This is a genomic window from Paenibacillus sp. FSL M7-1046 (genome assembly GCF_038007405.1).
Lineage (GTDB): Bacteria > Bacillota > Bacilli > Paenibacillales > Paenibacillaceae > Paenibacillus_AQ.
Window position 1 is genome coordinate 1938803 of sequence record NZ_JBBOXB010000001.1, and the last position, 24078, is coordinate 1962880.

Here is a 24078-nt window from a genome sequence, read left to right on the forward strand (position 1 = left end):
ATTATTTCTGCCACTGGAGGTCTTTATCTTATGGGAAAAATCATCTGTATTACCGGAGCCTCATCCGGAATTGGCCTGGCCTCGGCCTTGAAGTTCGCGCGTGAAGGCTGGATCGTCTACGCTGGTACACGAAACCCCGCACGTGATCAGGAACAGTACCGTGGAGAGAGCAATCTTCATTTTGTAGAGCTGGAGGTTACGAAGCCGGAATCGGTTCAGGCTGTGATCGAGCGGATTGATCAGGAGCAGGGCCAACTTGATGTGTTGTTTGCCAATGCGGGCTTTGGCTATCTCCGGGCGCTTGGACAAGCACCGCTGGAGGACATTCAAAAGGTGTTCGACACTAACGTATATGGCGTCATGCATACGATTCGGGCCGCGCTGCCGCTGTTGCGCCGCACCGGATATGGACACATTGTAGCCACTTCAAGCGTCGGCGGACTGGTTGGCCAGCCGATGAACGAGATCTACTGCGCCAGCAAGTTCGCGGTGGAGGGCTTGCTGGAAAGTCTGGCTACCTACTACAAGCCGCAGTTCAATATTGATGTCACGCTGCTTGAGCCGGGAGCCATCGCCACTGAATTCAACAAGACCGTGCTTGGTCATGTAGCCGACACCGGAGGAATTCTGGAGGACGAATATAAGCCGGTTCTTGATGCCTATACCGCGACATTCCTGCAGCGGAACGTGGTGCCGCAGACCGCTGCTTCTGTAGCGGACGTCATGTGGGACCTGGTGCATATGGAAACTAAGCCGCTGCGGATCCGCACCTCGGAACAGGCGGAAGCCTTCGTCTCCCGCAAGATAAGCACAGACCCTACCGGACTCGAAGGTGTGCTCAACACCCGCAAGATCCAGCTCAATCTATAAACGGCTTGAAAGAGGAGCTGGCTCTAAACTGCGTTTCCGGTCTTCAAGTCTCACCGGCAGTTTCGGCCAGCTCCTTCTCTATCAGCTCCCTGTTGCTCCGGTGGAATTTGGCCATATTACGCGGGAACGCGCAGCCGTCGATCAGGCGTTCGATGTCTTCCTGCTTGCCTTCGGCTATAGCTGTCCGCAGATTATGAATATAATCGAGACCTGCGGCTTGGCGCCGCGAGATTTCGGGCAGGCTGTCGGCCGCTTCCCCATGTCCGGGAACCAGCAGCATGATGGCATGATTGGCAAGGATCAGTTCCAGTTTGCCCAGCGTCTGCTCGTAGGAACGGCTGTTGTCATAAATATAAGGGAACTCCACGTCCGACAAATAGTCTCCGGCAATGAACAGTCCGAGCGGTTCAACCAAGGTAAACAGTCCATCATCCGTATGCCCCGGCGCAACATAGCCGGTCAGCACCATATCTCCGAATACTAGCCTTTGCCCATCCTGTTCTATGATATGATCCACTGCCGGATAATTTGTCTCGTAAGGCCTTCTCAGATAGTAATTGTCATCAAAGGTCCGGAGATCCTCGATAATCGCCTTCCGCTCTTCTTCGCTTTTGCCGGCAAATGCTCTGCTGGCGATAACTTCGGCCTCCTTGAAAGCCCCATACCCGATAATATGATCATAATCAGAGTGCGTGAATAACAGCAGCAGCCGTCTGCCGGCAAGGGTATTCTCTACATACTGCCGGATTTCCTCCACTTCACGCGGCAGCCAGCATGGATCCACCACCAGCACACATTCTACAGTCTCCACTACAAGCGAATTGGTCTCATAGAGATCACTCTGAAATAGTGTAACCCCTGCGCTTTTCGATTTTAACACCGATTCCCCTCCTAGCCCGGATCAACGTTTCTATTTCACACCAGCAAAATTCTTATGTCTACCTTATAAGTTCACATATAAATACTTATATTTCAATAAAAAAAGATTGCCCCGGCAGCGCCAGGCACAATCTTCTCTGATGTCGATAGAACTTTATGAATGCCTTGTACCCCGTTTACCGCTGGATCGGCTCAATCCGGTATACTCCCGCCTCAGCCTGTCCTGAAATAATATGCCATCCGAAGGAGAGCACCGCTTCCAGACGGCTTTTCTCAGCGTCCGTCAGAGCCAATTCCACCGCTTCCTTGCCTTCCTCCAGCTCAAGCTGCGCCTCTTTGCCGAGGGCTACGGCAATCCAGCTGCGGATTCCACGAATGGTATTGTACTTGATCTGGTAGCCATCCGTTACCGCGCGGCGGTACTCCTCCGGCTGCTCCGCAGCGAATGCTGCCAATTGCTGATAGTCAAAATGGAATTCACTTTCGTCCACCGGCAGTTCTCCCCCGGAGGTTATTCCGAGCAGCTGCCCGCTCTCCCACCCCAAGGACCGCAGCGATTCCAGCAGCAGCGCATCCCATTGCGATAATTTAACTTTGCCCGATGTTTCTGTCATTGTATGACCTCCCTCCAGTAATAACACCATTAACTCAGCCTATCCTTATTTCAAATCATAGCACAGCTGGCCTTTATTCCGCGAAGTCGTAGGCCACAAAGTGGCCTGGGCTCACTTCCTGCAGCTTGACGGCTTCGCCCTCGCCGCGCGAGACAGAGAAGCCGTCGAGATGAATTCTCTGATTCACCTTCATTGGGTCTGTCTCCAGAATGGAAGACAGCAACGCTTTAGTATACGGATGAATTGGGTTGTCGTACAGCTCATCGCTCTCCGCAACCTCGACAAGGCGTCCGCCGTACATGACGCCGATCCGGTCGGAAATATGCCGGACCATCGACAGATCATGGGCGATGAAGAGATACGTCAGTCCGAATTCGGACTGTAAATCCTCCAGCATATTGACGACTTGAGCTTGGACGGAGACGTCGAGCGCCGAAATCGGCTCGTCACAGACGACAAATTCAGGCCGCACGGAAAGCGCTCTGGCGATGGATATCCGCTGGCGCTGGCCGCCGCTGAACTCATGAGGGAAGCGGTACAGATGCTCCCTCTTGAGTCCTACCTTCTCCAGCAGCAAGGCCACCGCTTCTTTGCGTTCTTCACCCTGGTGCACGCCATGGATTTTCATCGGCTCGCTGATCAGCTCCAGCACATTCAGACTGGGATTCAGCGAGGAATACGGATCCTGAAAGATCGACTGAATCCGTCTGCGGAAAGGCTTCAGCTGCTTCTCGCTAAGAGAGCCGAGCGACTGGCCGTCAAATGACACCTCGCCGCCTGTATAATCGTATAGCCGGAGCAGGCAGCGTCCTACGGTCGACTTGCCGCTGCCCGATTCTCCGACCAGTCCGAAGGTTTCGCCCCGGCGGATTTGGAAGCTGACGCCGTCGACTGCTTTCAGCACGGCGGTGTCCCGTCCGCGCATATCTTTGCCTTTGGAGAAATGCTTCTTGAGATTGTTCACATCCACCAGCACATCGCTTTTACTCACAGGGTTTCCCCTCCTTCCGCACGAACTGCAGCAGCTTCCGGCGCGCCTTCCGCCAGCCAGCACATTGAGCGGTGGCCCGGAGACAGCTCGGTTACCGGAGGCCGCTCGCTGCAGCGGGCAAAGGCATGCGGGCAGCGTTCCATAAACGGGCAGCCCGGCGGCGGATCCAGCAGATCCGGCGGCGTGCCCTCAATCGGAATAAGCCGCTCGCGCGAGCCGCCGCCACGTTTCGGAATCGAGCGCAGCAGGCCTTGGGTATAGGGATGCTGGGGGCGGTAGAAGATATCCTGGACCGTCCCCTCCTCCATAATAAGCCCGCCGTACATCACGATTACCCGGGTGCAGACCTGCGCCACCACACCGAGATCATGGGTGATTAGCGCGACAGCGGTCTCCGATCTTCCCTTCAGCTCTTTAAACAGGTCAAGAATCTGCGCCTGGATCGTTGCATCCAGCGCGGTTGTCGGCTCGTCGGCAATCAGCAGCTCCGGCTGGCAGGAGAGCGCCATGGCGATCATCACCCGCTGCCGCATTCCTCCGCTGAATTCATGCGGATACTGCTTCAGCCGCTGCTCCGGATCACGAATGCCCACTTGGCGCAGCATGTCCGCCGCTTCGGCATAAGCCGCTTCTTTATTCAATCCGCGGTGTCTGCGGATCACTTCCGTTAATTGCTGCCCGATTCGCTTGACCGGATTCAGCGAGGTCATCGGGTCCTGAAAGACCATGGCGATCCGGTTGCCGCGCAGCTTGCGCCACTGCTTCTCCGAGAGCCCGTTCAGACTCTCGCCGCGGAACTCAATATTTCCGGCGGTGATGCGGCCTGGAGACGTAATCAAGGACATAATCGCCTTGGCCGTGACACTTTTACCACTGCCGGATTCCCCGACGATTCCCACGGTTTCACCGGCATCTATATGAAAGCTGACTCCCCGGACCGCCTGGTTCTCCCCATCGCGGGTAGAGAACGATACTTGCAATTCCTCAACAGACAGCAGCCTCTGCGTCATGATGTCTTCACTCTCCTATCTCCGGATCAGCTTTGGTTCAAAGCCAACCCGCAAAATATCACCCAGCACATTAAAGCTCAGTACGGTTAACAAAATCATCAGCCCGGGAAACAGCGCCAAGTAAGGCGCCTGGGCAATATAGCCCTGCGCGCTGTTCAGCATGCTGCCCCAAGTGGCATGCGGCGGCTGAACGCCGAAGCCGAGAAAGCTCAGCGAGGATTCCATCATAATGGCCGAAGCAATGTTGTTCGTTGCCCCTACAATAATGACCGGCACCAGACCGGGAAGAATATGCCGCCAGATAATGCCTGTGGCGCTTTGTCCCGACGCCTTGGCGTACAGCACATATTCGCGTTCCTTGATCGTCATCGCCTCCGCACGGATAACCCGGGCTACATTCATCCACATCAGGAGCGCAATAATGATGATAATGTTGCTGACGCTTGGTTTCAGAAACACGCTGAGCAGCAGCAGAATCAGGAAGGAAGGAATCGACATGATAACATCCAGCATACGCATCAGGAGATTATCCAGCCAGCCGCCGAAATAGCCGCTGATTACGCCCACTGTTACCCCAATGACGGTTGCCACAACCATCGAGGCGAAGCCAACCAGCAGGGACACGCGGCCGCCGTACAACGCTCTGGCCAGATAATCCCGTCCATAGTCATCCGTTCCAAACCAATGGGCGGCCCCCGGCGGAGTTAGTCTCGCCATCGCATCCATTGCATTGGGATCATAGCCGGACAGGAAGGCAAAAATGGCTCCAAGGGTAAATACAATCAATATTACGAGAGCGGCGACACCCAGACCGTTCGTAAACAGCTCTGATTTTAGATTTTTCCATTTACTGCGATTCATGAGGTCACCCCTTTAATTTAATTCTCGGATCAACGAAGCTATAGAGAATATCCGCCACCAGATTGCCGATAATCAGCATCAGCGAAGAGAATAGCGTGATCCCCATAATGACCGGGTAATCCATTCCCTTGACTGCCGTCATTCCCAGCGACCCGATGCCCGGCCAGGAAAATACCGTCTCCGTCACGATGGCCCCCGCCACCAGATCGCCCATAGACATGCCGAGCAGCGTAATTACAGGCAGCAGCACATGCTTCATGACATGACGAAACAGTATCGTCGACTTCTTCGAGCCAAAAGCATACTGAATCTGCACATATTCCTCTTTTAGCTGTCCGATGGTGCTGGAGCGGATGTAGCGCACGTATGTGGCGAGAAAACCAAAAGCCAGAACAGAGCAAGGCAAAATCCCGTGCTTCAGCACATCAACCGCCGATTCCACGCCAATCGTACGCATCCCCATACTCGGCAGCAGATGCAGTTTAATGGCAAATAAGTACATTAGCAAAATAGCCAGCCAGAATAATGGCACCGAAATCCCGATGTAGGAGATGAAATTAATCAGCTTGTCGGCCCAGCGGTTGCGGTTCGCACCGGCAATCAGGCCAAGGGGAATCGCCAGCAGCACCGCAAGCAGGATCGCACTGCCCATGAGTCCGGCTGTCGCCGGCAAACGGTCCAGAATTTGATCCAATACCGGCTGATGGTTGACCAGGGAATACCCGAAGTCGCCCTGGGCGATTTCTTTGATCCAGATAAAATATTGAATATACGCCGGCTTATCCAGCCCCAGGTTATGGCGGATGCGCTCGATATCATCGGCATGCATATTCGGTGTTACAAAGGACAGCACCGGATCTCCCGGAGCCAGCTTGATCATCGTAAAACAGACAACCGACACGAAGAACAACATCGGGATCGTTTGCAGCAGTCTACGAAAAATGAGTTGTCTCATACGCATATTCTCCCAGCTCTTGATCAGCAAAAAATAAGCTGGATGTCCAGCTTATTTTTTGCCGTACTTATTTTTCGCTGCGCTTTATTTCAAATAGATTTTGGACAAATCTTCGAAAATAACGACAGGCTTCAGAACAGCCTCTTCAATTCCGCCATAGGCGTTGGACACGGCTACGACAGTTTTAGTATAAGCGATTGGGTAGATCGGTGCATCTTCAGCAACAATTTGCTGTGCTTTCTTGTAGATCTCGCCGCGTTTGGCTGTGTCAGCCTCGCCGGCTCCATCCTTCAGCAACTGGTCAACCTCTGGATTCGCATAATGCGAGTAGTTGGAGGAAGCGCCCGAAGTGAACAGGATGCGGTAAGCATCGGGATCATATCCCATGATGTATCCGGTCAAAGCCAGCTCGTAGTCCTTAGCCTTCAGGTCAATAAACTTCTGCACCCAGGCTGAGGAATCCATATTCTGCAGTTCAACCTCTACGCCGACCGCTTTAAGCTTCTGCTGCACATACAGGGAGATGGCTTCCTGTGTTTTGTTGCCGCTTTGCACAATATATCTCAGCTTGAGGTTGCTGACCCCAGCCGCTTCCAGCAGTTCCTTTGCTTTGGCGACATCATTGTCATACGTAGTCACGTCATTGGAGAAATATAGCGCGTCCGGAGTCAGGAATGACTTCGCCGGATCGGCATATTCACTGGAAGTGTATGCCGTTTGGATCAGTTCATCACGGCTAAGCGCCAGGGACAAAGCTTGACGTACTTCTTTTTTAGCCAGAACACCTGTGTCGCTGTTGGCATTGAACATCAGATAAGCCAGGCGGCCTTCACTGTAAGGCAAGATCTGAAAATTATTTGTAGCCTGGATAGTCGCTACATCCTTTGGATCCAGGTACTGCACGTTGATCTCGCCATTCTGCAGGGCAAGGTTGGCAGCGTTCGTATCCTTGGCAATCCGGTAAGTTACGGAATCCAGGTGCGGCTTACCGCCGAAATAGTTATCGAATCTTTCCAGTGTAAGATACTCACCGGCTTTATATTCTTTAAACTTGAATGGGCCCGAACCTACAGGAGAGGCGTTTTTGGTGCTTTTCTCCAGATCGGTTTCGTTCTCAAAAATATGCTTTGGAATCGGGAACACCTGTACCAGCGCAGCTTCGAAAGCCGGGCTGACTTGCGGCAGCTGGAATTCTACAGTCACATCATCCACTTTCACCGCTTTGACCGGCTTGTCGCCGATGACAAAGCTGGCTCTGAGGAAGCTGTTCTGTGCCTCATCCAAAATGCTGTCAATCGTAAACACTACGTCGTCCGCTGTCAGCTTCTCTCCGTCATGCCAGGTGAGTCCGCTTTTCAGCTTCAGTGTATAAGTAAGATTATCGGCCGAAGGCGTAAGGCTATCCGCCAGATAAAATGTTTTCTCTCCGTTTTTAACCTGGAACAACGGGGCATACAGCGCCTGGTCAATCGTCAGGCTGACCCGGTCACCTGCATAGTTCGGATTAAGCACTACCGGATCGGAAGCCACCCCGATAATCAAGTTCCCGCCGTCTTTGGGTTCACCTGCCGCAGGCTGCTGCGAGGCGTCCGGTGACTGGCTTGCATTTGTTGATGCTGCGTTATTCCCCCCGGAGCACGCACTGATCATAACCGTTAACAATATTAGAACAATAACCCCTGATAATCCTCTACGCATTTGTTTCTCCTCCATGTCTATGAGCAACTTCACTACTTCTGTTATGAATTATATATCGGAATACTCGGGATTACAATGGATGCAAATTCACAATAATGGGAGTTCGAGGGAATCGCCTGTAAAGACGGGTAGGGCGTCTAATGATTCCCCACCTTGACCTCTGACATGATATCCCCGCGCTTCAAGGCGTCCACATGCTCCATTCCTGCCGTGACTCTTCCGAACACCGTATGCCAGGGATCCAAATAATCAAACGTATCATAGCAGATAAAAAACTGGCAGCTGCCGGTATTAGGCCCGAAATGAGCCATCGACAAGGCGCCGCGCACATGCTTATGGGGATTATTCTGCGTTTCACAGGGGATTTTATCGGTACCTCCACGCCCCGTGCCTTCGGGACACCCGCCTTGAGCTACGAACCCGCGGACTACACGCTGAAAAGTCAGGCCGTTATAAAAGCCGCTGTTCGCCAGCTTTTCAAAATTGGCTACGGTACCCGGGGCTTCCTGCTCATGAAGCTCAAGCTCAATAACCTGTCCTTGCTCCAGTCTGATGGATGCCTGCTTCATGATCTCCCCTCCGGCTCTTCATTTCTATAAGGGCCGCCAATATGGGCAACCGTCTTGGCAGCTTCCTCCGGCGCATAGATCTCCTGTACATCCTCGTCCCGCAGCGGACGGTAGTTCCCCTCCGCATCATGCCAGAACACCTCGGCACGCGGATTCATTGCCAGCAGCAGATTGATCAGCTGTTGTACTTTCAGCGGTGATTTATCCATAGCGATAGCGCCACTCCTCCCGTCAGCCTGCTGACTGCCCGTTGCAGTCTTTAAGCGGTATTGTACAACAGGCCGTCTCCAGACACCAATCCATAAATTCCCACCCCCTTTAAAAAATAAGGGTTAGTCTAGTACCTCTCTAAATATATTGAATACATATAACCTATATCATCTATTTGTAAATCCAAGGGGATGTTCTATTAATGATGACCCTGTACTGGAATGGAAAGCTATGAGCGGACCCCAGACACGCGTACTGCTCGGCAGCCCGATCCACCAAAAACCGCTGATCCTGCACCAATTTCTAAAATCACTGCTGCGCCTGCGGCTTGACGGTGTTGAGCTGGATTTTTATTTCATTGATGACAATGAGGATGAAGCGTCCAGTTCACTGCTGCAGGAATTCTCCAAAAGCGCCAATAATGTATTCCTGCAGTCCTCCGGCTTCCGCGATACCTATGTCCGGGATGACCATACCCATTTCTGGAATTCTGGCCTGGTTTGGAAGGTGGCTGGCTTCAAGAACCTGATGATCCGGCGGGCTGAAGCCTTCGGCTATGATTATCTGTTCCTGATCGATTCGGATTTGATCTTACATCCGGACACGTTACTCCACCTGATCCAGACACAAAAAGATATTATCTCGGAGGTCTTCTGGACACAGTGGCAGCCAAATACGATGCTGCAGCCGCAGGTCTGGATGCATGACGAGTACAACCAGTGGGAGGCACTTCCGGGGGAGAAGCTTACCCACGAGGAGATCAACCACAGATTTCACGCCTTTCTGTCTAAGCTGCAGCAGCCGGGAATCTATGAGGTTGGCGGACTTGGCGCCTGCACGCTGATCAGCCGCCGGGCTATCGAGTCCGGGGTAAGCTATGATGTGATCCGGAATATCTCCTACTGGGGCGAAGACCGCCATTTCTGCATCCGTGCCGCCGCTCTGGGCATTCTGTTATATGTCGACACCCACTATCCTGCGCTGCATCTCTACAGGGACAGCGACCTTAGTAAGGTGGATGATTATATCCGGCTGACGTCACCCGCTCCGGAAGCAGCTGTAGACGGGACGGATGACGGGGCAGATGCAGCAGACACGGCGGGAACGATGGGAGACGCACATGAAACAAAAGCTGCCGCTGCACCGGGAGGCGTACAACGAACGGAGGCGGTTCCGGGAGTTGTAGAAGAAACGGAGGGTTCTGCGGCACCGGGAGCTGTAGAAAAGTCGGAGTCGGAGGCTGGCCCATCGGCAAAAGCCGCAGAGCCCGCAGAACCGGAAGCGGGATCCGGGGAAACGTCGGTTCAACAGGATTCGCAGCCGCATTCTGCTCCGTGGACAGCGGCTGAGGCGAAGGTACGCCTGAGCAAAGACCTGCCAGCAATGCCGGGAGATGAACCCGCTGAGGCAGCGGATCGTGCCGCCAATGCCCTCACGTCGGCATCCTCCGCCAATGCTTCCCCGGCTGCCAGACGACCGAAGCTGACCTTGACGATGGTCGTCAAGAATGAGAGCCAGCGCTTTCTGCGGCAGATTCTGCAGGAGCATCGCAAGTATATCGACGAAGCCGTCATTATTGACGATGGCAGCACGGATAACACGGCTGACATTTGCCGGGAAGCCCTTCAGGGCATTCCACTCCGTCTTATACACAACACCGTCTCCAAGTTCAGCAATGAGGCAGAGCTGCGCAAGCAGCAGTGGGATGAGGTTGTTAAGAGTGGGCCGGAATGGATCCTGAGCCTGGATGCGGATGAGATTTTTGAGGAAAGGTTTGCCGGGAACATCGACGCCCTGCTGCGGGAGGATGCTTGCGACCTGTTCTGCTTCCGGCTCTATGATTTCTGGGATGATCATCATTACCGTGAAGACAGGTATTGGCGTTCCCACCACAGCTATCGTCCGTTTCTGCTCCGCTACCGCGAGGGTTTCCCCTACATCTGGAATGAATCGCCGCAGCATTGCGGACGGCTGCCGGAGAATATTTTTGAGCTGCCCCATCAATTAAGCAATTTGCGGCTTAAGCATCTCGGCTGGTCCCGGCCAGAATTCCGGCTGGATAAATATTTGCGCTATATGCTGCTTGATCCGGATGGAATATACGGTTGGAAAGAGCAATATGCCTCCATTCTTGAGCAGCACCCGAATTTGGTTCCTTGGATAGAGTGAGAGGTAGCATACTGGACCCTATGCGGTTTTTCATGCAAATTTCACTGTACGCATCAACTAAACGAAACTATATTCTGCAGCTGCTGGCCGTGTTCGTCAGTTTTCTGATCTTCGGCTCGATGGCCGTTTCGGGCACGATGATGAATCTGTCCCATTTCTACGGCCTCAGCTCGACAGTAGCACCGCTGATTACTCTACCGCCATTTGAAGAATCGCGGTCATCTGCTCTAGGGCGCTGTTGCCCTCAGTTTTCTTGAGTAAAGTGCATTTTTAGTTGAAAGCTGCACCATTAGCCTATACAGTTCCAATAGCACAAAAAGAGCGTCCACCGGCCATACATAGCTGGTGGACGCTCTTTTTGTGCCGGACTTGGACAATTTGGTGCAGCAGGTAGCAGTAGATACCCTTAATCTGCACCAGTTACTTCGCTTCACCAAGTGCAATAAATGGATGTCTGCCGTAAGCAGATTGATTGCGGAATTGCGGAATTGTGGAATTGCGGAATTGTGGAGTACAGAATTTCAATTCCAGATCTATAGCTGTATTTCGTGCAACTATTCCCAGCCAAAAAGGCCAGAAGCGGCTTATAGTTGCAGTTCCTGCAATTAAAAAACCGTCACAAGGCTGAATGGGCGGGAAATCAAAAAAATAGCTGCACGAAATACAATTAAACCTCCACCGCATGGATAACGGGTCCATTTAGTTGTACGAAGTGCAGCTATCTGCTGATCAGATCGGAAGAACTGCCTTGGCAGCCAATTCCAGCCAAGGCAGGGCATCGCATAGTCTGAACTGAGCGGTGCGCGATGTGGAACGCAAAGTACCAGCGCCCTGCTTCGCAGTGCGGAGTGCGGCACCAGTAGTGTTTCGCAGCGCAGAGTACGCACCAGTAGTGTTTCGCAGCACAGAGTACGCACCAGTAGTGTCACGCAGCGCAAAGTGCGCACCAGTAGTGTTATGCAGCGCAGAACGCGCACCAGTAGTGTTTCGCAGCACAGAACGCCTCGTATCGCGAGTTTCTTCGTGGCGCGGAACATAGCGCACCAAGGCCGCTGCTCCCTGCCAGACACAACTTATCTGCCAGCTTCTCACACTGTGCTTATTTTCTCCGCCGGCTCCGGCTTGGCAATGGAAACTTTCAGCTCACCGCCCACATGGTGAACCTCCAGGACGGATCCCTCCGGCGCTTCCCCGGCAATGAGGGCGCGCGCAACAGGTGTCTCCAGACTGCGCTGGATGAACCGTTTGAGCGGTCTTGCTCCGTACACCGGATCAAAACCCTCCTTGGCGATGAACCGCACCGCCGCCTCGCTTAGCTTAAGGCCAACCCCCCGGTCGCTCAGACGCAGACGCAAGCCGTCGACCAGCTTGACAACGATCTGCTCAATTTCAGCCAATGTCAGCGGCTTGAACATTACGATATCGTCAACCCGGTTCAGGAACTCGGGACGGAAATGCCCGCTCAGTTCCTTCATGACTCTGTCCTTAACCGCCTGGGTAAGCTCCCCATTATCATCGGTGCCCTGGATCAGATGCGGCGAGCCGATATTTGAGGTCATAATGATAATCGAATTTTTGAAGTCGACGATCCGGCCTTGCGAATCGGTCAGCCGCCCGTCATCCAGCAGCTGCAGCAGGATGTTGAACACATCGGGATGGGCCTTCTCCACCTCGTCCAGGAGGACAACGGTGTAGGGCTGACGGCGCACCGCTTCGGTAAGCTGGCCGCCTTCCTCATAGCCGACATATCCCGGAGGCGCGCCGACAAGGCGCGAGACGCTGTGCTTCTCCATGTACTCCGACATATCAATACGGATCATGCCGTCTTCACGGTCGAACAGCGATACGGCCAGCGCCTTTGCCAGCTCGGTTTTGCCAACACCGGTCGGCCCGAGGAAAAGGAAGGAGCCGATGGGCCGGTTCGGGTCTTTGATGCCTGCCCGGGCCCGGAGCACGGCATCTGCTACCAGCCGGACCGCCTCCTCCTGCCCGACAACCCGCTCATGCAGCGTATCCTCCAGCCGCAGCAGCTTATCCCGCTCGCCTTCGACCAGTCTGCTCACGGGAACTCCTGTCCAGCGGGAGACGATATCCGCGATTTCTTCCTCTGTCACGGCCTCGCGCAGCAGCCGGGTCTCCTGATCTTGCTGCGCCGCTTCCTCCGCAGCCTTCACCTGCCGCTCCAGATCCGGGATGATGCCGTAGCTCAGCTCCGCCGATTTGTTGAGGTCGTAGATTTCCTGCGCATCCACCAGGTCCTTGCGCGCCTGCTCCAATTTTTTCTTCAGCTCACGGATGCCTTGAATAGCTGACTTTTCCTTTTCCCAGCGCGCAGTCATCCCGAGATGCTTCTCCTTAAGGTCGGCCAATTCACGCTGCAAGGATTCCAGCCTACGTTTGCTGGCGTCGTCAGTTTCCTTCTTCAGCGCAGCTTCTTCAATCTCCATCTGCATCAGGCGGCGGGTCACCTCATCCATTTCACCCGGCATGGAGTCGATCTCCGTGCGGATCATTGCGCAGGCCTCATCCACCAGATCAATCGCCTTATCCGGGAGGAACCGGTCCGTGATATAGCGGTTCGACAGCACGCCCGCTGCTACAAGTGCGCTGTCATGGATTTTGACCCCGTGATGCACCTCAAAACGTTCCTTCAGCCCGCGCAGAATGGAAATCGTGTCCTCCACATCCGGCTCACTGACCAGCACCTGCTGGAAACGGCGCTCCAGCGCCGGGTCCTTCTCGATATACTTGCGGTACTCATCCAGCGTTGTCGCCCCGATACAGTGCAGCTCGCCGCGGGCCAGCATCGGCTTCAGCATGTTGCCGGCGTCCATCGCTCCTTCCGTTTTGCCTGCTCCGACAATCGTATGCAGCTCATCAATGAAGAGAATGATCCGGCCGTTACTCTCGCGTATCTCCTTTAGGACCGCCTGCAGCCGCTCCTCGAATTCCCCGCGGTATTTGGCTCCGGCGACCAGCGCACTCATATCGAGCGAAAAAATCGTCTTGTCCTTCAGTCCCTCTGGCACATCCTTGCGGACGATCCGGTGAGCCAGCCCTTCGACGATGGCCGTCTTCCCTACGCCCGGCTCCCCGATCAGCACCGGGTTGTTTTTGGTTTTGCGGGAGAGGATGCGGATGACCCGGCGAATCTCCCCGTCACGTCCAATAACGGGATCAATCTTGCCGGCCCGCACTTCGGCCACCAGATCGCGGCCGTATTTCTCCAACACCTCGTAGATGGCTTCCGGCTCCCGGCTCGTCACCCGCTGGTGCCCGCGGATATCTGCAAGCACAGCCAGCAGCTTGTCGCGTGTAATCCCCCGGCTGGCAAACAGTTCGCGCAGCTCGCGGTTTTCGCTGCCGGAAACAGACACCATGGCCAGTACGGCATGCTCTACGGCAACGAACTCATCCTGCATCCCTGCCGCTTCCTTCTCGGCCTGCTCCAGTACGGCAATCAGCGATGGTGAAGCGTACCGCCGCATCGTGCCGGCACCCGATCCGCTGACGCCGGGCTTCCGCTGAAGCAGCTCATCCGTGCCCTGCAGCAGCTCGGCAGCGGGAATATTCATCTTCTGCAGCAGCCGCGGCAGCAATCCATCCTGCTGCTGGAGCAGCGCCTTAAGCAGGTGGAGGTTATCGATCTCCTGATGTCCGCCCGCTCCCGCCAGCGATTGTGCGGCTGCAACGGCTTCCTGCAGTTTTTGTGTTAGTTTGTTGAAGTCCATCTCCTTCATCACCTTTCCCTTTCTTCATCGCTCCTATATCTAATTACCCTCTGGCGGCTGTGCGCCGCTGCGCTCCGGAGCCTTGGCGTTTGGCTCCGGCCTGAAAGCTTGCACCCTCGGCCAGACGGTGGTAAATGTTCTTCTCCGCTTCCGTAGTTCCGGGCGGGATGACAATCTCAATCGCGAACAGGATGTCACCGTTTGTGCCGTTCGGGCGTTTCAGCCCCTTACCCGGAATCCGCAGCGTTTTCCCGCCCGTGATCCCGGCGGGAATCTTCAATTTAACACTGCTGCCATCGGGCAGCGGCACTTTGGCTTCTCCGCCCAGCACGGCCTGCCATGGGGCAATTTCCACCGTCCCATACAGATCGCCGCCTTCGGGCTCGTAAATCGCATGCGGCAGGATATGCAGCGTAATCAGCACGTCCCCACCCTGCGCAGCAGCATTCCCTCCGCCGGGAATCCGCAGGACCGTACCTTCGGGTGACCGCGCCGGGATGCTGACGTTCGCGTCTTTGCCAGCGACCTGTACCCTTACTTTCCCGCCCTTGTAAGCCTGCTCCAGCGTAATCTCCAGCTGAGCCTGCATGGTGCCCTGCGCTTGACCCCACGGTCCTCCCCCGCCTTGCCGCGCACCGCCGCTGCCGGAGAAAAAATCGAATCCGGCCCGGTCCGCCGCACCACGGCTGCCGAAGAACATGCCGAACAAATCCTCTTCGGAAATACCGCCGCCCCCGGAACCAAAGGGCGACTCCCAGGACGAGGAGGAGTACGCCCCGGAACCGGAGTGCTGTGTCCCGCCCGTATTTGCGCCGCCAAATCCGTAGCGGAGCTCTTCATCGTACACTTTGCGCTTTTCCTCATTGCCTAGCACTTCGTATGCTTCTGCCGCTTCCTTGAATTTCACATCCGCATCAGGAGATTTATTAACATCGGGATGCCACTTTTTGGCCAGCTTTTGATAGGCTTTTTTAATCTCCTGCCTGGAAGCCTGCTTGCCTACCCCTAAAGCCTCGTAATAGTTTTTTGCCGCCAATCGAACCTCTTCCTTTCTGCTGGCTGCACCCATCCTCCGGCGCTTTCCACTTGTATTCTTAAATATATTCTTCCCGTCCCATCAACTGGTAATTCGTCAGCCGGAGCAGCCCTGTGCTGCTGCTTTACCTTGTCTCTGTTGCTGCCCACAGGGGATATACTCTCAGAAAAGACGCACCATAGCCGGAAATCCCACTACAATGCGTCTTCTATGGTTACTGCTATATGAAAAGCCCGGTGAAGCCGCTGCAACTGCAGGGATCAGAGGGGCATGCGGCATAGGCCGCCCTGCCCGGGACCCCTTTTTAGACAGCTCATTCTTCCAGGCTTGAAAGTCTCACTTCACCTTCCATCCGCGTGCGGGACTCCCTGCTTCCCCCGGATGTTGTAGCCTTGGAATATGTTACTGAAGCTGTTCACCGGATGAACCATTATCCTGGATCTCAATGCGTTTGCCCTGAGATTTCTGCTGCTTCGGTACTTCCAGCGACAGCATGCCGTCTTTCAGGGAAGCCCGGATTTCATCTTCGGCAATATCCTGCACATAGAAGCGGCGCACATACTCCCCGTAGCGGCGTTCTCTGCGCACTACCTGATGCTCTTCGTTCTCTTGAGCATCCTCTTCCTTGCGTACCGCTTTGATCGTCAAATAAGGACGGGTATAATCAATGTCGATTTCCTCTTTTTTGAAGCCGGGAAGCTCGGCCTCGATCAGATAGGCCTGACCGCTCTCGCGGATATCCGTCCGGAAGGACTGGGCAGCGCCGGTCATCGGAGCAAAAAACTCATCATTAAACACTTCGTTTAAAGACTTAGCCAGCACACCAAACACATCATCTCTGCGTTTTCCAAAAGGCACCAAATCAAACATGATCCATTCTCCTCTCAATGTCTTGAATTTTGAACTCAATTTTGACTTTGACTTTATTTGACCTTATGGCTTTATTATAGTCCGGCTGCCGCTGGATGACAAAACCGGAATAAGCCGAAAATCCGGCAAATCCCGGCGTTTCGGCTTATTTTATATTACAAATTTTAGCTTTTTTAATTATTTGACCTTATTTGACCTTTATCGTAAATAACGCTCCCGGTGCTCCTGCTCCAGCATGCCCATCTTGATCACATCATGATATTCATGGTTATAAAAAAGCGCCTCCCGCTGCACGCCCTCCCGGACAAAGCCGATGCTCTCATATACATGTATAGCACGGCTGTTGTAGCTAAAGACCTCCAGTTCGATCCGGTGCAAATTCAGAATCCCGAAGCCATAGTCCAGCATGAGCAGCAGAGACTCCCGGCCGTAACCCTGTCCCTGATGTTTCCCTTCACCGATGGCGATCCGAAGATTCGCATTCCGGTTGTTCCGGTCGATATCCTGAATCGCAATGTCGCCGATCACCTCGTCATTCTCCTGAAGGGCAATCAGCAGAAGCACTGCGCTGTCATCCCCGGCTTTTCGCTCAATATACCCCGTGATCTGTTCCTTGTTGATATGCTTCTGGGTGCCTGTGAGGTAGCGGGTCTCCTTATCATAGAACATGTGGTAGTACAGTTCGGCATCTTCCCCGTTAAGCGGACGCAGATACACTTTGTCTCCATTTAATAGCCCGGACTGCTTGTTCATTGCTGCCAACTCCTGTCTCTTAGTGTAGCTCTATGATATTGCAAGACTGTATACTATAAAATAGACAAAATCATTCAATTTCAAAGGACAGATGGAGAGGATAATATGCTGCTTGTCCCCGCTCTCAGCGAGAACCATGAAGTTCCCTACTATATTCAGTTATATCATTATTTCAAAAAAGAAATCATCAGCGGCTCCTTGCCGGCCGGTACCCGTCTGCCATCAATCCGTGTGTTTGCCGCCCAGCTAAGCCTCAGCGCTACACCGGTCGAGCTTGCTTACCAGCAGCTGCTGTCCGAGGGCTTCATCGCAAGTAAGCCGCGCAGCGGCTATTATGTTCAGCCTATGCATATGTTCAGCGGGCTGACAGCCGCCGCAGACGCTCCGCCGCTGCCCAGCCGCCCGATAACAGCCCGCGACTCCCGGCCGTATGCTTATGATTTCCATATGTCGAAAAACGACTTTTCCCTGTTTCCCCACAAAATATGGCGCAGCCTCTATCAGGAACAGCTCGCCAACCCTGATCTGCTGCAATATGGCGATCCGCAGGGTGAGCCTGCCCTCCGCGAGAGCATCGCCGCCCATTTACGGCAATTCCGCGGGCTGCGCTGCACGGCAGAGCAGGTTGTAATCGGAGGGGATCAGTATACGCTATGTTCTCTGCTCTGCCTTATACTGCAGGGCAGCAGCAAACGGCTCGGCATTGAAGATCCGGGCTATCATCTGCTGCCGGCAGCATTCCGCAGGCACGGATTTGAGATAATTCCCATACCTTTACAGGAAGATGGAATAGATGTGGAGAAGCTCTATACCAGCAGGGCCAGCAGCGTGTATATCTCACCTTCCCACCAGTTCCCCAGAGGCATGACCTTGCCGATCGCCAAACGCCACGCCTTGCTGGACTGGGCCCGGTCAACGGACAGCATCATCATTGAAGACGACTACGACGGTGAGTTCCGCTATCACGGAAGGCCGATTCCCGCACTGCAGGGACTTCTGGAAGACAGCCCCGTAATCTACATGTGCAGCTTCGCGCAGTCAGTAGCCCCTGCCCTTAGCATTCACTACATGGTTCTGCCTAAGCCACTGCTGCCGCTGTATCACCATTTGGCGAGGGAGCTGTATCTGGAGCATTCAGCCTCCCGGCTGAATCAGATCGCGATGCATTATTTTATGGAAAGAGGGCATTTCGAGAAGCATCTGCGGAGAATGCGGCTGCTCTACCAGAAAAAACACGACCTTCTCCTCCGCTCCATTCAGCGCTATTTCGGAGACCGGGCAGCTGTAAGCGGAAGGGACGCCGGATTTCACATTCTGCTCACACTGAAATCCCACGGCAGTGCACGGCAGCTGGCAGCTCTGGCAGAAAAGGCCGGCATCCGGGTTACCCCAATGTCTTATACCTGGTGGGAGCAGCCCGAAAACGATGACCCTGAGTTTATCCTTGGATTTGGAGGCATCCCTGAAAACCTGATCGAAGAAGGGATTCGGCGCCTGGCTGAGGTATGGCTCCCCTTGATTTAAAGAAGTTATTCAGCAAACCATTCAGGAAGGTGAATCCCAATGACCCTTAACCATTACCTTGGCTCGGACAGACCGCTGCCGGCCGGAAGCTTCGGATATGTATATACGTATCAGAAATATTCTGACATTCCGAAGTCAGATGATAAACATGCGCTACACAACATTATGGATTTATCCCATCTGAACGATACCTATGTCCAAGTGTTTGAAACGGAGCTGGATGCGTCAGGACTGGACATCGGGGATGTAAGCTCAATGCCCTGGAGGAAGGAGCTGCCCATATCCAAGCCGTACGTTTATGGATTTAATGGTTCTTTCACTCTCAGCAAGGAGATGAAGGCACAGAATCCGCAGGGTTATGCCTGCAGTCTGAAATGCATCCGGCTGCTGCTCTCCCATATGAATGAACATATGGCCGCAGGCGAATCTATGGAGATCTATTCCTGTTGGGACAGTGATTTCCCCAAGACCATAAACCCGGATCTGGACTGGACCCTTCATCTGCCGGACTTCGAGCCGGAAGGCTCCTTTAACCTGGCGGATAAGCAATTCATCCGCATGACCAAATAGCGAAGTTAATCCCCCGGCCCGCTGGGGTACGCTAATCCCCGGAAACAGCCGCAGCATTTCCTGTCAGCTGTATTTCTTCAGCATTTCGGCAAGCATACCCTTTAGTTCCTCCACCAGCTCCGGCGGTTCGTGGACCGTTGCCCCATTTCCGAGCCCCATAACAAATCTGGCAAAAAAGCGCAGATCGCTTCCAGGTACCTTGCCTTCCAGCCATCCGGTCCCGTCTTCACGCCTATGCAGCAGGGATGCCGACCACAGCTCGGCCTCACAGCTCTGGACCCCCGCTTTCCCAAGCTCTACGTGAAGTTTGACCCGTTCCTCTTCAGGCACCTGCTCCATGGCGCTGTAAATCTCCTTATTTCCCAGGTGGATATGCCGCAAATCCAGCGGCGCTAACCCCGAATGGTCATAGTCCGCCGAATGGATCCGGTCGCAGCGGAACACACGGATATCCCCGCGCACAAAACAATAAGCCGGGCAGTACCATAAGCCGCTGCTGGCATAAATGCCGACAGGCTGTATTGCTCTGCACGACTGCTGCCCTTTGGATTCATAGTCGATCCGCAGTACTTTCTGATCGGTAGCCGCCTCCAGCAGGATCGACAAATAAGGAAACTCTGCCTGCCTTGACGGAGTCACGAAATCAATCCTGTTCTTCATCTCATCAATCCGGTCGCGGACATCACCGGACATATAATTATAAAATTTGTGCAATGCTGATAGGGACTCTTCTTTAAAGGGCAGATACTGATAGTGGCGCAAGGCATGGCTGGCAAAAAAAATCGCCACCGCCTCCGCTTCCGTAAAAGCAATCGGCGGAAGAATCCGCTCGTTCAGCACCTGATAACCCCCGTGGGGGCCTACTTCGGAATACAGCGGCACCCCAAGCTCGCCAAGCTCCTGTAAATCCCTCAGAATCGTCCGTGTAGAGACCCCGAATTCGTCTGCCAGCTCCCTGACGGTAAACTTCCGCCTGCGGTTGACGGTCATCATCAGGTCCAGCAGTCTTTTCGATTTGGACATGCGCCAGCCTCCATTCAGATGATTTGAAATTGGCTTCATTCACTTTTCTATTCATGACAATACTTGTCACTATTATAGACTACAATGAAATCAAAGCCCAGCCGCAAAGGGCAAATACAGCTTGAAGGAGCGAATTAGAAATGAGTATCCAATTAAATCCTTTTATCCTGCTTGACGGTACGGCAGAGGAAGCCATTGCTTTTTATCAGGAGAGTCTGGGAGCAAAACTACAGTTTAAGCAAACCGTGGGACAAGGCCCGCAGAATCCGGATTCACCATTGTCGGACGAAGAAAAAGCGCGTATCGCCCATTCTGTCCTGAGTGTGGGAGACACGGATATTTTTGTAGCCGATCTTGACATCGGACAGGTGCTGCAAACAGGCAACGGCATCAACATCTGCCTTTCGACGGAGGACGCCGGGGAAGCGGAACGATTATACAACACCCTTAAGGAAGGCGGGCAGGTTGACTTAGAACTGGGTCCGGTCTATTTCAGCCCGGCCTACGGCATGATCACCGACAAGTTCGGTGTAACCTTTCAAATCTTCACCAAGCGGCCACGGTAAAAAAACAGGCCATGGCTCCTGCCCTTCCAAAGGCAGGCAGCCATGGCCTGTATCTGTATTTAAGTGCCCCGTTTGAAACGGCTTGAACAAATGTTGATTTTGTTCCTTAGATTAAACTTCCGCGATAGTAACCTTTCCAGTACCGCCGCCTAATGTGGATAGAACATAAATCAAGCTGTTTTGGTCCTCATTCGAAAGTCTTACGCAACCATGTGTCGGACGTAGTGGATAAGAAGGGGCACCTGTATCTGCTGGATCTCCACCATGAATCCATAGACCTGAGCGGCCATTTTGTTCTGCAATTAACGCATTGCCACTAACAGGGTCCATTATGATATATTTCGACGGGCCATAAGAACGTTTATTTTTAACCGTTTGGGGCATTGCCTCTTTCGAGATTGTTGCTGAATATACCCCGGTTGGTGTATGTCCGTCAGTCTGAGACCAAGGATAACCGTATTCTGAGCGGCCAAGTGCTTGTACAGGACCAAATACTAAAGCCCCGCTATCATTATACATTTTCAGTGAACCCAATTTTGTCCGGTTTGCGTTCAAGTTAACCCGAATGTGGTATCCCATTTATAAAACCTCCAATTTTTTTTGAAGGATTAGCTGATGGAGTGGCAGAGGCTAATAGATAACTCCATATCATTGTGCTCTGCATCAACCGCCTTCTATTAATAGGGAGTTAGAGGAGGAGGATTTACAACCACGGATTACTAATTATCAACTTTATTTGGAAAATATTATTTATTCTCAAGTCTAATCCTGAATATACAACTTTGATTATATCTGTGACATAAACTCCGTTTTATTCAAGAGATGTCTCTTTTAGAGGTGTCTCTTTTCCTTTATAGATATAACTTATTCAGACGTAGCTTTGTTTCGATATTGCAGCGTCTGAGCTTATCTCAAGCGTTTTTGTATGACGCATATCGGACGTCCTGCATATTTTCCATATAATGAATTTTTTTGTATAAAAATACCTTTATGTGTGACATGGGTCACTTACTAGTAAGGGTGAAATAAAGAACAATGATTAGACAAAGAAATTCTTATTTTGTATTTTGTGGAATAAATGGAGAAACTTTTTTCGCTTTTTACGGAAGGATGGATCATATTGGAGTTGGATCTTAACGGGATCAATGCTGATTCATTGGTTCAGATGCTACGGGCATCATTTACCCTTGAAAATTGGGACGGTATCCTCCAAATCGCCGATAGGCTATACAGCGAGATTAATCAATTCTACAGCATATATCAGCGGGAGCATGCCGACGGCCAGAAGGTGTGCAACTTCGGATTAAAACGAAGCATCGTCTATTACTTCGGCTATTCTATGTGTTTGAAAGGAATCGCGCTTGAGAAGCTGGGCCGATATGACGAGGCGAGAGAGTGCATCTCGAAGTATGAGGATTTGGGATGGATTAACGGTATGAACGCCGAGGGCTGTGCCGAGGTTGAATATTATCGTGAAATTGCCCTAGCTAATCTGCACGTGATCGAACTGAACGAGGGGAACACCACCGCGCTTCCGGATTACCTGGTTTTCCTACGGCATAACGAAGAAGAAATCCTGCCAGGCATGATATACATCCTGGAGTCAGCAATCAAGCATAAGTACAATGTCGATGAGGTGCTGATCGAGTTCAAAGAGCAGATCGACTCGATGGGGGAATACTACATAACAAAAAGGAACATCCGGTATTACATAGATTACATTTATTTGAAGGCGAAATATTATTACATAAATGGAAATATATATGATTCTATAAATTCGCTTCTATATTCTTTGGCATCATCAGTTAAGCTTAAAGATGATACAGGGTTCCGTAAGTCAGCGGTTCTCTTTGAGAAACTCCGAAATCAAACAACTTCCAGGCAACTGGACGAGTACCTCTGCTTGATGGAACAAATACTAGACTAGGGAGGATTTCAAAATGAAGAAAAAAATGTTTACGCTCATCTTTATTGTGGTCGCTTTGGTAAGTGTTAATGCTGCTCTTGTCAGCGCGGACGCAGGATCCACCGGCACGGATAAGATTGCAAGCGGCGGCATCGTACCGCTGCGCCACGGGGTAGACCATTAAATAAATCAATAGCCGGACGAGCCTCTGCAAACTCTGCAGAGGCTTTTTCATGAGCGTGTAAAAAAGTATGGGGCTATCAAAGCTGGTCTTATTTCCATTGATCACGGTTAACTGCCGGATTACCTTTACCGATAAATAAACCATTGTATAGTAAATAGCTAATATGGAGGATTAAAAGTGAAAAAGTACTTTGTTGGTTTTATTGCTGGGATCGTCCTCACATTGTCATCAACAGTGTTTGCGGATGATATAAGTGAATTAATTGGAAAAAAGGTTGAAGGAACCGCTAAGGTTAATCTAAATGGTAGCGTTATAGGATCGGCAGTAATTATTAATGGATCAACTTATGCTCCAATTAGAGTAATTGGTCAAGCTACCGGTCTAGATGTCGGATATGAAAAGGGAGTGGTTAGGTTAAATTCGCCAGACATTTCTGAAACGCCCAAGAAAACAGCGGATGTATTAAATGCGGAAATAGTTCTATACCAATCAACTCTACAAAATACAAAAGAAGCAGTTAAAAAAATAAAAGAAAACATAGCATCTGGAAAATATACAGGTGACGAATTAATTTACCTGCAGATTGATTTAGAACGTGCGCAAAAAATGATTCCCAAAGACGAAGCAAAGATAGCTGAACTCCAGGCCCAACTCGTAGAGTTGCAGAAGTAACCACCTCAAATCTGAGGTCAATAAAACGGATCGTGCAAAACAAAAACCATACTCTAAACGAGTATGGCTTGGTATAATAATCCAGTACAATGGCATAAGGCGGTCGGCTAGTCTCCCGGAAGGGAGGTGATGCCTGTGGAGGTATACCAAGCACTGACGCTGATGATTTCATTTGCGACGCTGGTTGTGTTGATTTTATCCTTCAACAAAAAGAAGTAGACCGCCCATCTTGGTAGGGTGAGCGCGATCTACTTCTCCGTTGCCTTATACCAAGGCCGTCCGCTCTTATCGCGGATTGTACACTGGAGTCGTGTTGACGCACGGCTCCTTCTTTAATTGTATCTTAGCATATCGGTTTTTATACAACAAGGTGATACAAAAACAACCCAAAACTATTGACCGATTAGAATACTCGTT

26 protein-coding genes are annotated in these 24078 nt (G+C 52.2%); 10 read left to right on the forward strand and 16 right to left on the reverse strand.

Translation table 11 applies throughout. The features are described 5' to 3' along the window. Positions 1-30 precede the first annotated feature (30 nt). A complete protein-coding gene (locus NYE29_RS08335) occupies positions 31-870 on the forward strand; it encodes an SDR family oxidoreductase (protein ID WP_038584953.1) in 840 nt (279 codons plus the stop codon). A gap of 43 nt (positions 871-913) precedes the next feature. Here the strand turns inward: NYE29_RS08335 and NYE29_RS08340 are convergent, their stop codons facing one another. From NYE29_RS08340 to NYE29_RS08380, 9 genes are all read right to left on the reverse strand, one after another. After that, positions 914-1750 carry an MBL fold metallo-hydrolase gene (locus tag NYE29_RS08340; protein ID WP_340895341.1) on the reverse strand — a complete coding sequence of 279 codons (837 nt, stop codon included), beginning with the start codon at positions 1748-1750 and terminating at the stop codon, positions 914-916. Positions 1751-1925: 175 nt separating this feature from the next. After that, a complete protein-coding gene (locus NYE29_RS08345; protein WP_038584947.1) occupies positions 1926-2363 on the reverse strand; it encodes a hypothetical protein in 438 nt (145 codons plus the stop codon). Between the two features lie 73 nt (positions 2364-2436). Then, complete coding sequence (locus NYE29_RS08350; RefSeq protein WP_076114554.1) at positions 2437-3354, reverse strand: ABC transporter ATP-binding protein; 918 nt, start codon at positions 3352-3354, stop codon at positions 2437-2439. Further along, on the reverse strand, positions 3351-4364 hold the full coding sequence (locus NYE29_RS08355; protein WP_076114553.1) for an ABC transporter ATP-binding protein: 1014 nt from the start codon (positions 4362-4364) through the stop codon (positions 3351-3353). Before NYE29_RS08355 ends, NYE29_RS08350 begins: the two co-directional genes overlap by 4 nt. Positions 4365-4379: 15 nt before the next feature. Continuing rightward, a complete protein-coding gene (locus tag NYE29_RS08360; RefSeq protein WP_076114552.1) occupies positions 4380-5225 on the reverse strand; it encodes an ABC transporter permease in 846 nt (281 codons plus the stop codon). A gap of 4 nt (positions 5226-5229) precedes the next feature. Beyond that, positions 5230-6180: an ABC transporter permease gene (locus NYE29_RS08365; RefSeq protein ID WP_076114551.1), complete on the reverse strand. Its 951-nt coding sequence runs from the start codon at positions 6178-6180 to the stop codon at positions 5230-5232. 84 nt (positions 6181-6264) lie between these two features. Then, positions 6265-7878, reverse strand: a complete 1614-nt coding sequence (locus tag NYE29_RS08370; RefSeq protein WP_076114550.1) for an ABC transporter substrate-binding protein — start codon at positions 7876-7878, stop codon at positions 6265-6267. 137 nt (positions 7879-8015) lie between these two features. After that, positions 8016-8447, reverse strand: coding sequence for a peptidylprolyl isomerase (locus tag NYE29_RS08375; RefSeq protein ID WP_076114549.1), 432 nt, complete (start codon positions 8445-8447; stop codon positions 8016-8018). Next, positions 8444-8656, reverse strand: coding sequence for a hypothetical protein (locus NYE29_RS08380; protein WP_038584928.1), 213 nt, complete (start codon positions 8654-8656; stop codon positions 8444-8446). Before NYE29_RS08380 ends, NYE29_RS08375 begins: the two co-directional genes overlap by 4 nt. Positions 8657-8888: 232 nt before the next feature. Here NYE29_RS08380 and NYE29_RS08385 point away from each other — a divergent pair, with 232 nt between their 5' ends. Beyond that, positions 8889-10826 carry a glycosyltransferase family 2 protein gene (locus NYE29_RS08385; RefSeq protein WP_076114548.1) on the forward strand — a complete coding sequence of 646 codons (1938 nt, stop codon included), beginning with the start codon at positions 8889-8891 and terminating at the stop codon, positions 10824-10826. Next, on the forward strand, positions 10823-11083 hold the full coding sequence (locus NYE29_RS08390) for a hypothetical protein (protein ID WP_144024514.1): 261 nt from the start codon (positions 10823-10825) through the stop codon (positions 11081-11083). Before NYE29_RS08385 ends, NYE29_RS08390 begins: the two co-directional genes overlap by 4 nt. 472 nt (positions 11084-11555) lie before the next feature. On the opposite strand, the gene NYE29_RS08395 is transcribed toward NYE29_RS08390, so the two are convergent. From NYE29_RS08395 to NYE29_RS08415, 5 genes are all read right to left on the reverse strand, one after another. Continuing rightward, positions 11556-11873 (reverse strand): hypothetical protein, encoded by a 318-nt coding sequence (locus NYE29_RS08395; protein ID WP_340895347.1) that lies wholly within the window; start codon positions 11871-11873, stop codon positions 11556-11558. A gap of 41 nt (positions 11874-11914) precedes the next feature. After that, complete coding sequence (gene clpB, locus NYE29_RS08400; protein ID WP_340895349.1) at positions 11915-14557, reverse strand: ATP-dependent chaperone ClpB; 2643 nt, start codon at positions 14555-14557, stop codon at positions 11915-11917. Between the two features lie 43 nt (positions 14558-14600). Continuing rightward, positions 14601-15593 (reverse strand): DnaJ C-terminal domain-containing protein, encoded by a 993-nt coding sequence (locus NYE29_RS08405; protein WP_340895350.1) that lies wholly within the window; start codon positions 15591-15593, stop codon positions 14601-14603. 402 nt (positions 15594-15995) lie between these two features. Continuing rightward, positions 15996-16463 (reverse strand): Hsp20/alpha crystallin family protein, encoded by a 468-nt coding sequence (locus NYE29_RS08410; protein ID WP_038584915.1) that lies wholly within the window; start codon positions 16461-16463, stop codon positions 15996-15998. A gap of 198 nt (positions 16464-16661) precedes the next feature. Beyond that, positions 16662-17216 carry a GNAT family N-acetyltransferase gene (locus NYE29_RS08415; RefSeq protein WP_340895352.1) on the reverse strand — a complete coding sequence of 185 codons (555 nt, stop codon included), beginning with the start codon at positions 17214-17216 and terminating at the stop codon, positions 16662-16664. 105 nt (positions 17217-17321) lie between these two features. Here NYE29_RS08415 and pdxR point away from each other — a divergent pair, with 105 nt between their 5' ends. Together pdxR and NYE29_RS08425 are read left to right on the forward strand one after the other, a co-directional pair. Next, a complete protein-coding gene (gene pdxR, locus NYE29_RS08420) occupies positions 17322-18740 on the forward strand; it encodes a MocR-like pyridoxine biosynthesis transcription factor PdxR (RefSeq protein WP_340895354.1) in 1419 nt (472 codons plus the stop codon). A gap of 39 nt (positions 18741-18779) precedes the next feature. Continuing rightward, positions 18780-19310 carry a hypothetical protein gene (locus NYE29_RS08425; protein ID WP_340895357.1) on the forward strand — a complete coding sequence of 177 codons (531 nt, stop codon included), beginning with the start codon at positions 18780-18782 and terminating at the stop codon, positions 19308-19310. Between the two features lie 63 nt (positions 19311-19373). On the opposite strand, the gene NYE29_RS08430 is transcribed toward NYE29_RS08425, so the two are convergent. Next, positions 19374-20333, reverse strand: a complete 960-nt coding sequence (locus NYE29_RS08430; RefSeq protein WP_340895359.1) for a helix-turn-helix transcriptional regulator — start codon at positions 20331-20333, stop codon at positions 19374-19376. 140 nt (positions 20334-20473) lie between these two features. Between NYE29_RS08430 and NYE29_RS08435 the strand changes: the two genes are divergently transcribed. Further along, positions 20474-20899, forward strand: a complete 426-nt coding sequence (locus NYE29_RS08435; RefSeq protein ID WP_340895360.1) for a VOC family protein — start codon at positions 20474-20476, stop codon at positions 20897-20899. 111 nt (positions 20900-21010) lie between these two features. On the opposite strand, the gene NYE29_RS08440 is transcribed toward NYE29_RS08435, so the two are convergent. After that, positions 21011-21478, reverse strand: a complete 468-nt coding sequence (locus NYE29_RS08440; RefSeq protein WP_076113906.1) for a L,D-transpeptidase — start codon at positions 21476-21478, stop codon at positions 21011-21013. Between the two features lie 541 nt (positions 21479-22019). Here NYE29_RS08440 and NYE29_RS08445 point away from each other — a divergent pair. The 4 genes from NYE29_RS08445 to NYE29_RS34545 all read left to right on the forward strand — a co-directional run bounded on the left by NYE29_RS08445 (position 22020) and on the right by NYE29_RS34545 (position 23880). Then, a complete protein-coding gene (locus tag NYE29_RS08445; RefSeq protein ID WP_076113905.1) occupies positions 22020-22826 on the forward strand; it encodes a hypothetical protein in 807 nt (268 codons plus the stop codon). A gap of 13 nt (positions 22827-22839) precedes the next feature. Then, a complete protein-coding gene (locus NYE29_RS08450; protein ID WP_179091859.1) occupies positions 22840-22989 on the forward strand; it encodes a hypothetical protein in 150 nt (49 codons plus the stop codon). A gap of 177 nt (positions 22990-23166) precedes the next feature. Next, positions 23167-23661, forward strand: a complete 495-nt coding sequence (locus NYE29_RS08455; RefSeq protein WP_340895365.1) for a hypothetical protein — start codon at positions 23167-23169, stop codon at positions 23659-23661. Positions 23662-23790: 129 nt separating this feature from the next. Continuing rightward, entirely contained in the window at positions 23791-23880 is a 90-nt protein-coding gene (locus tag NYE29_RS34545) for a putative holin-like toxin (protein ID WP_379142086.1), read from the forward strand. Positions 23881-24078: the final 198 nt, after the last annotated feature.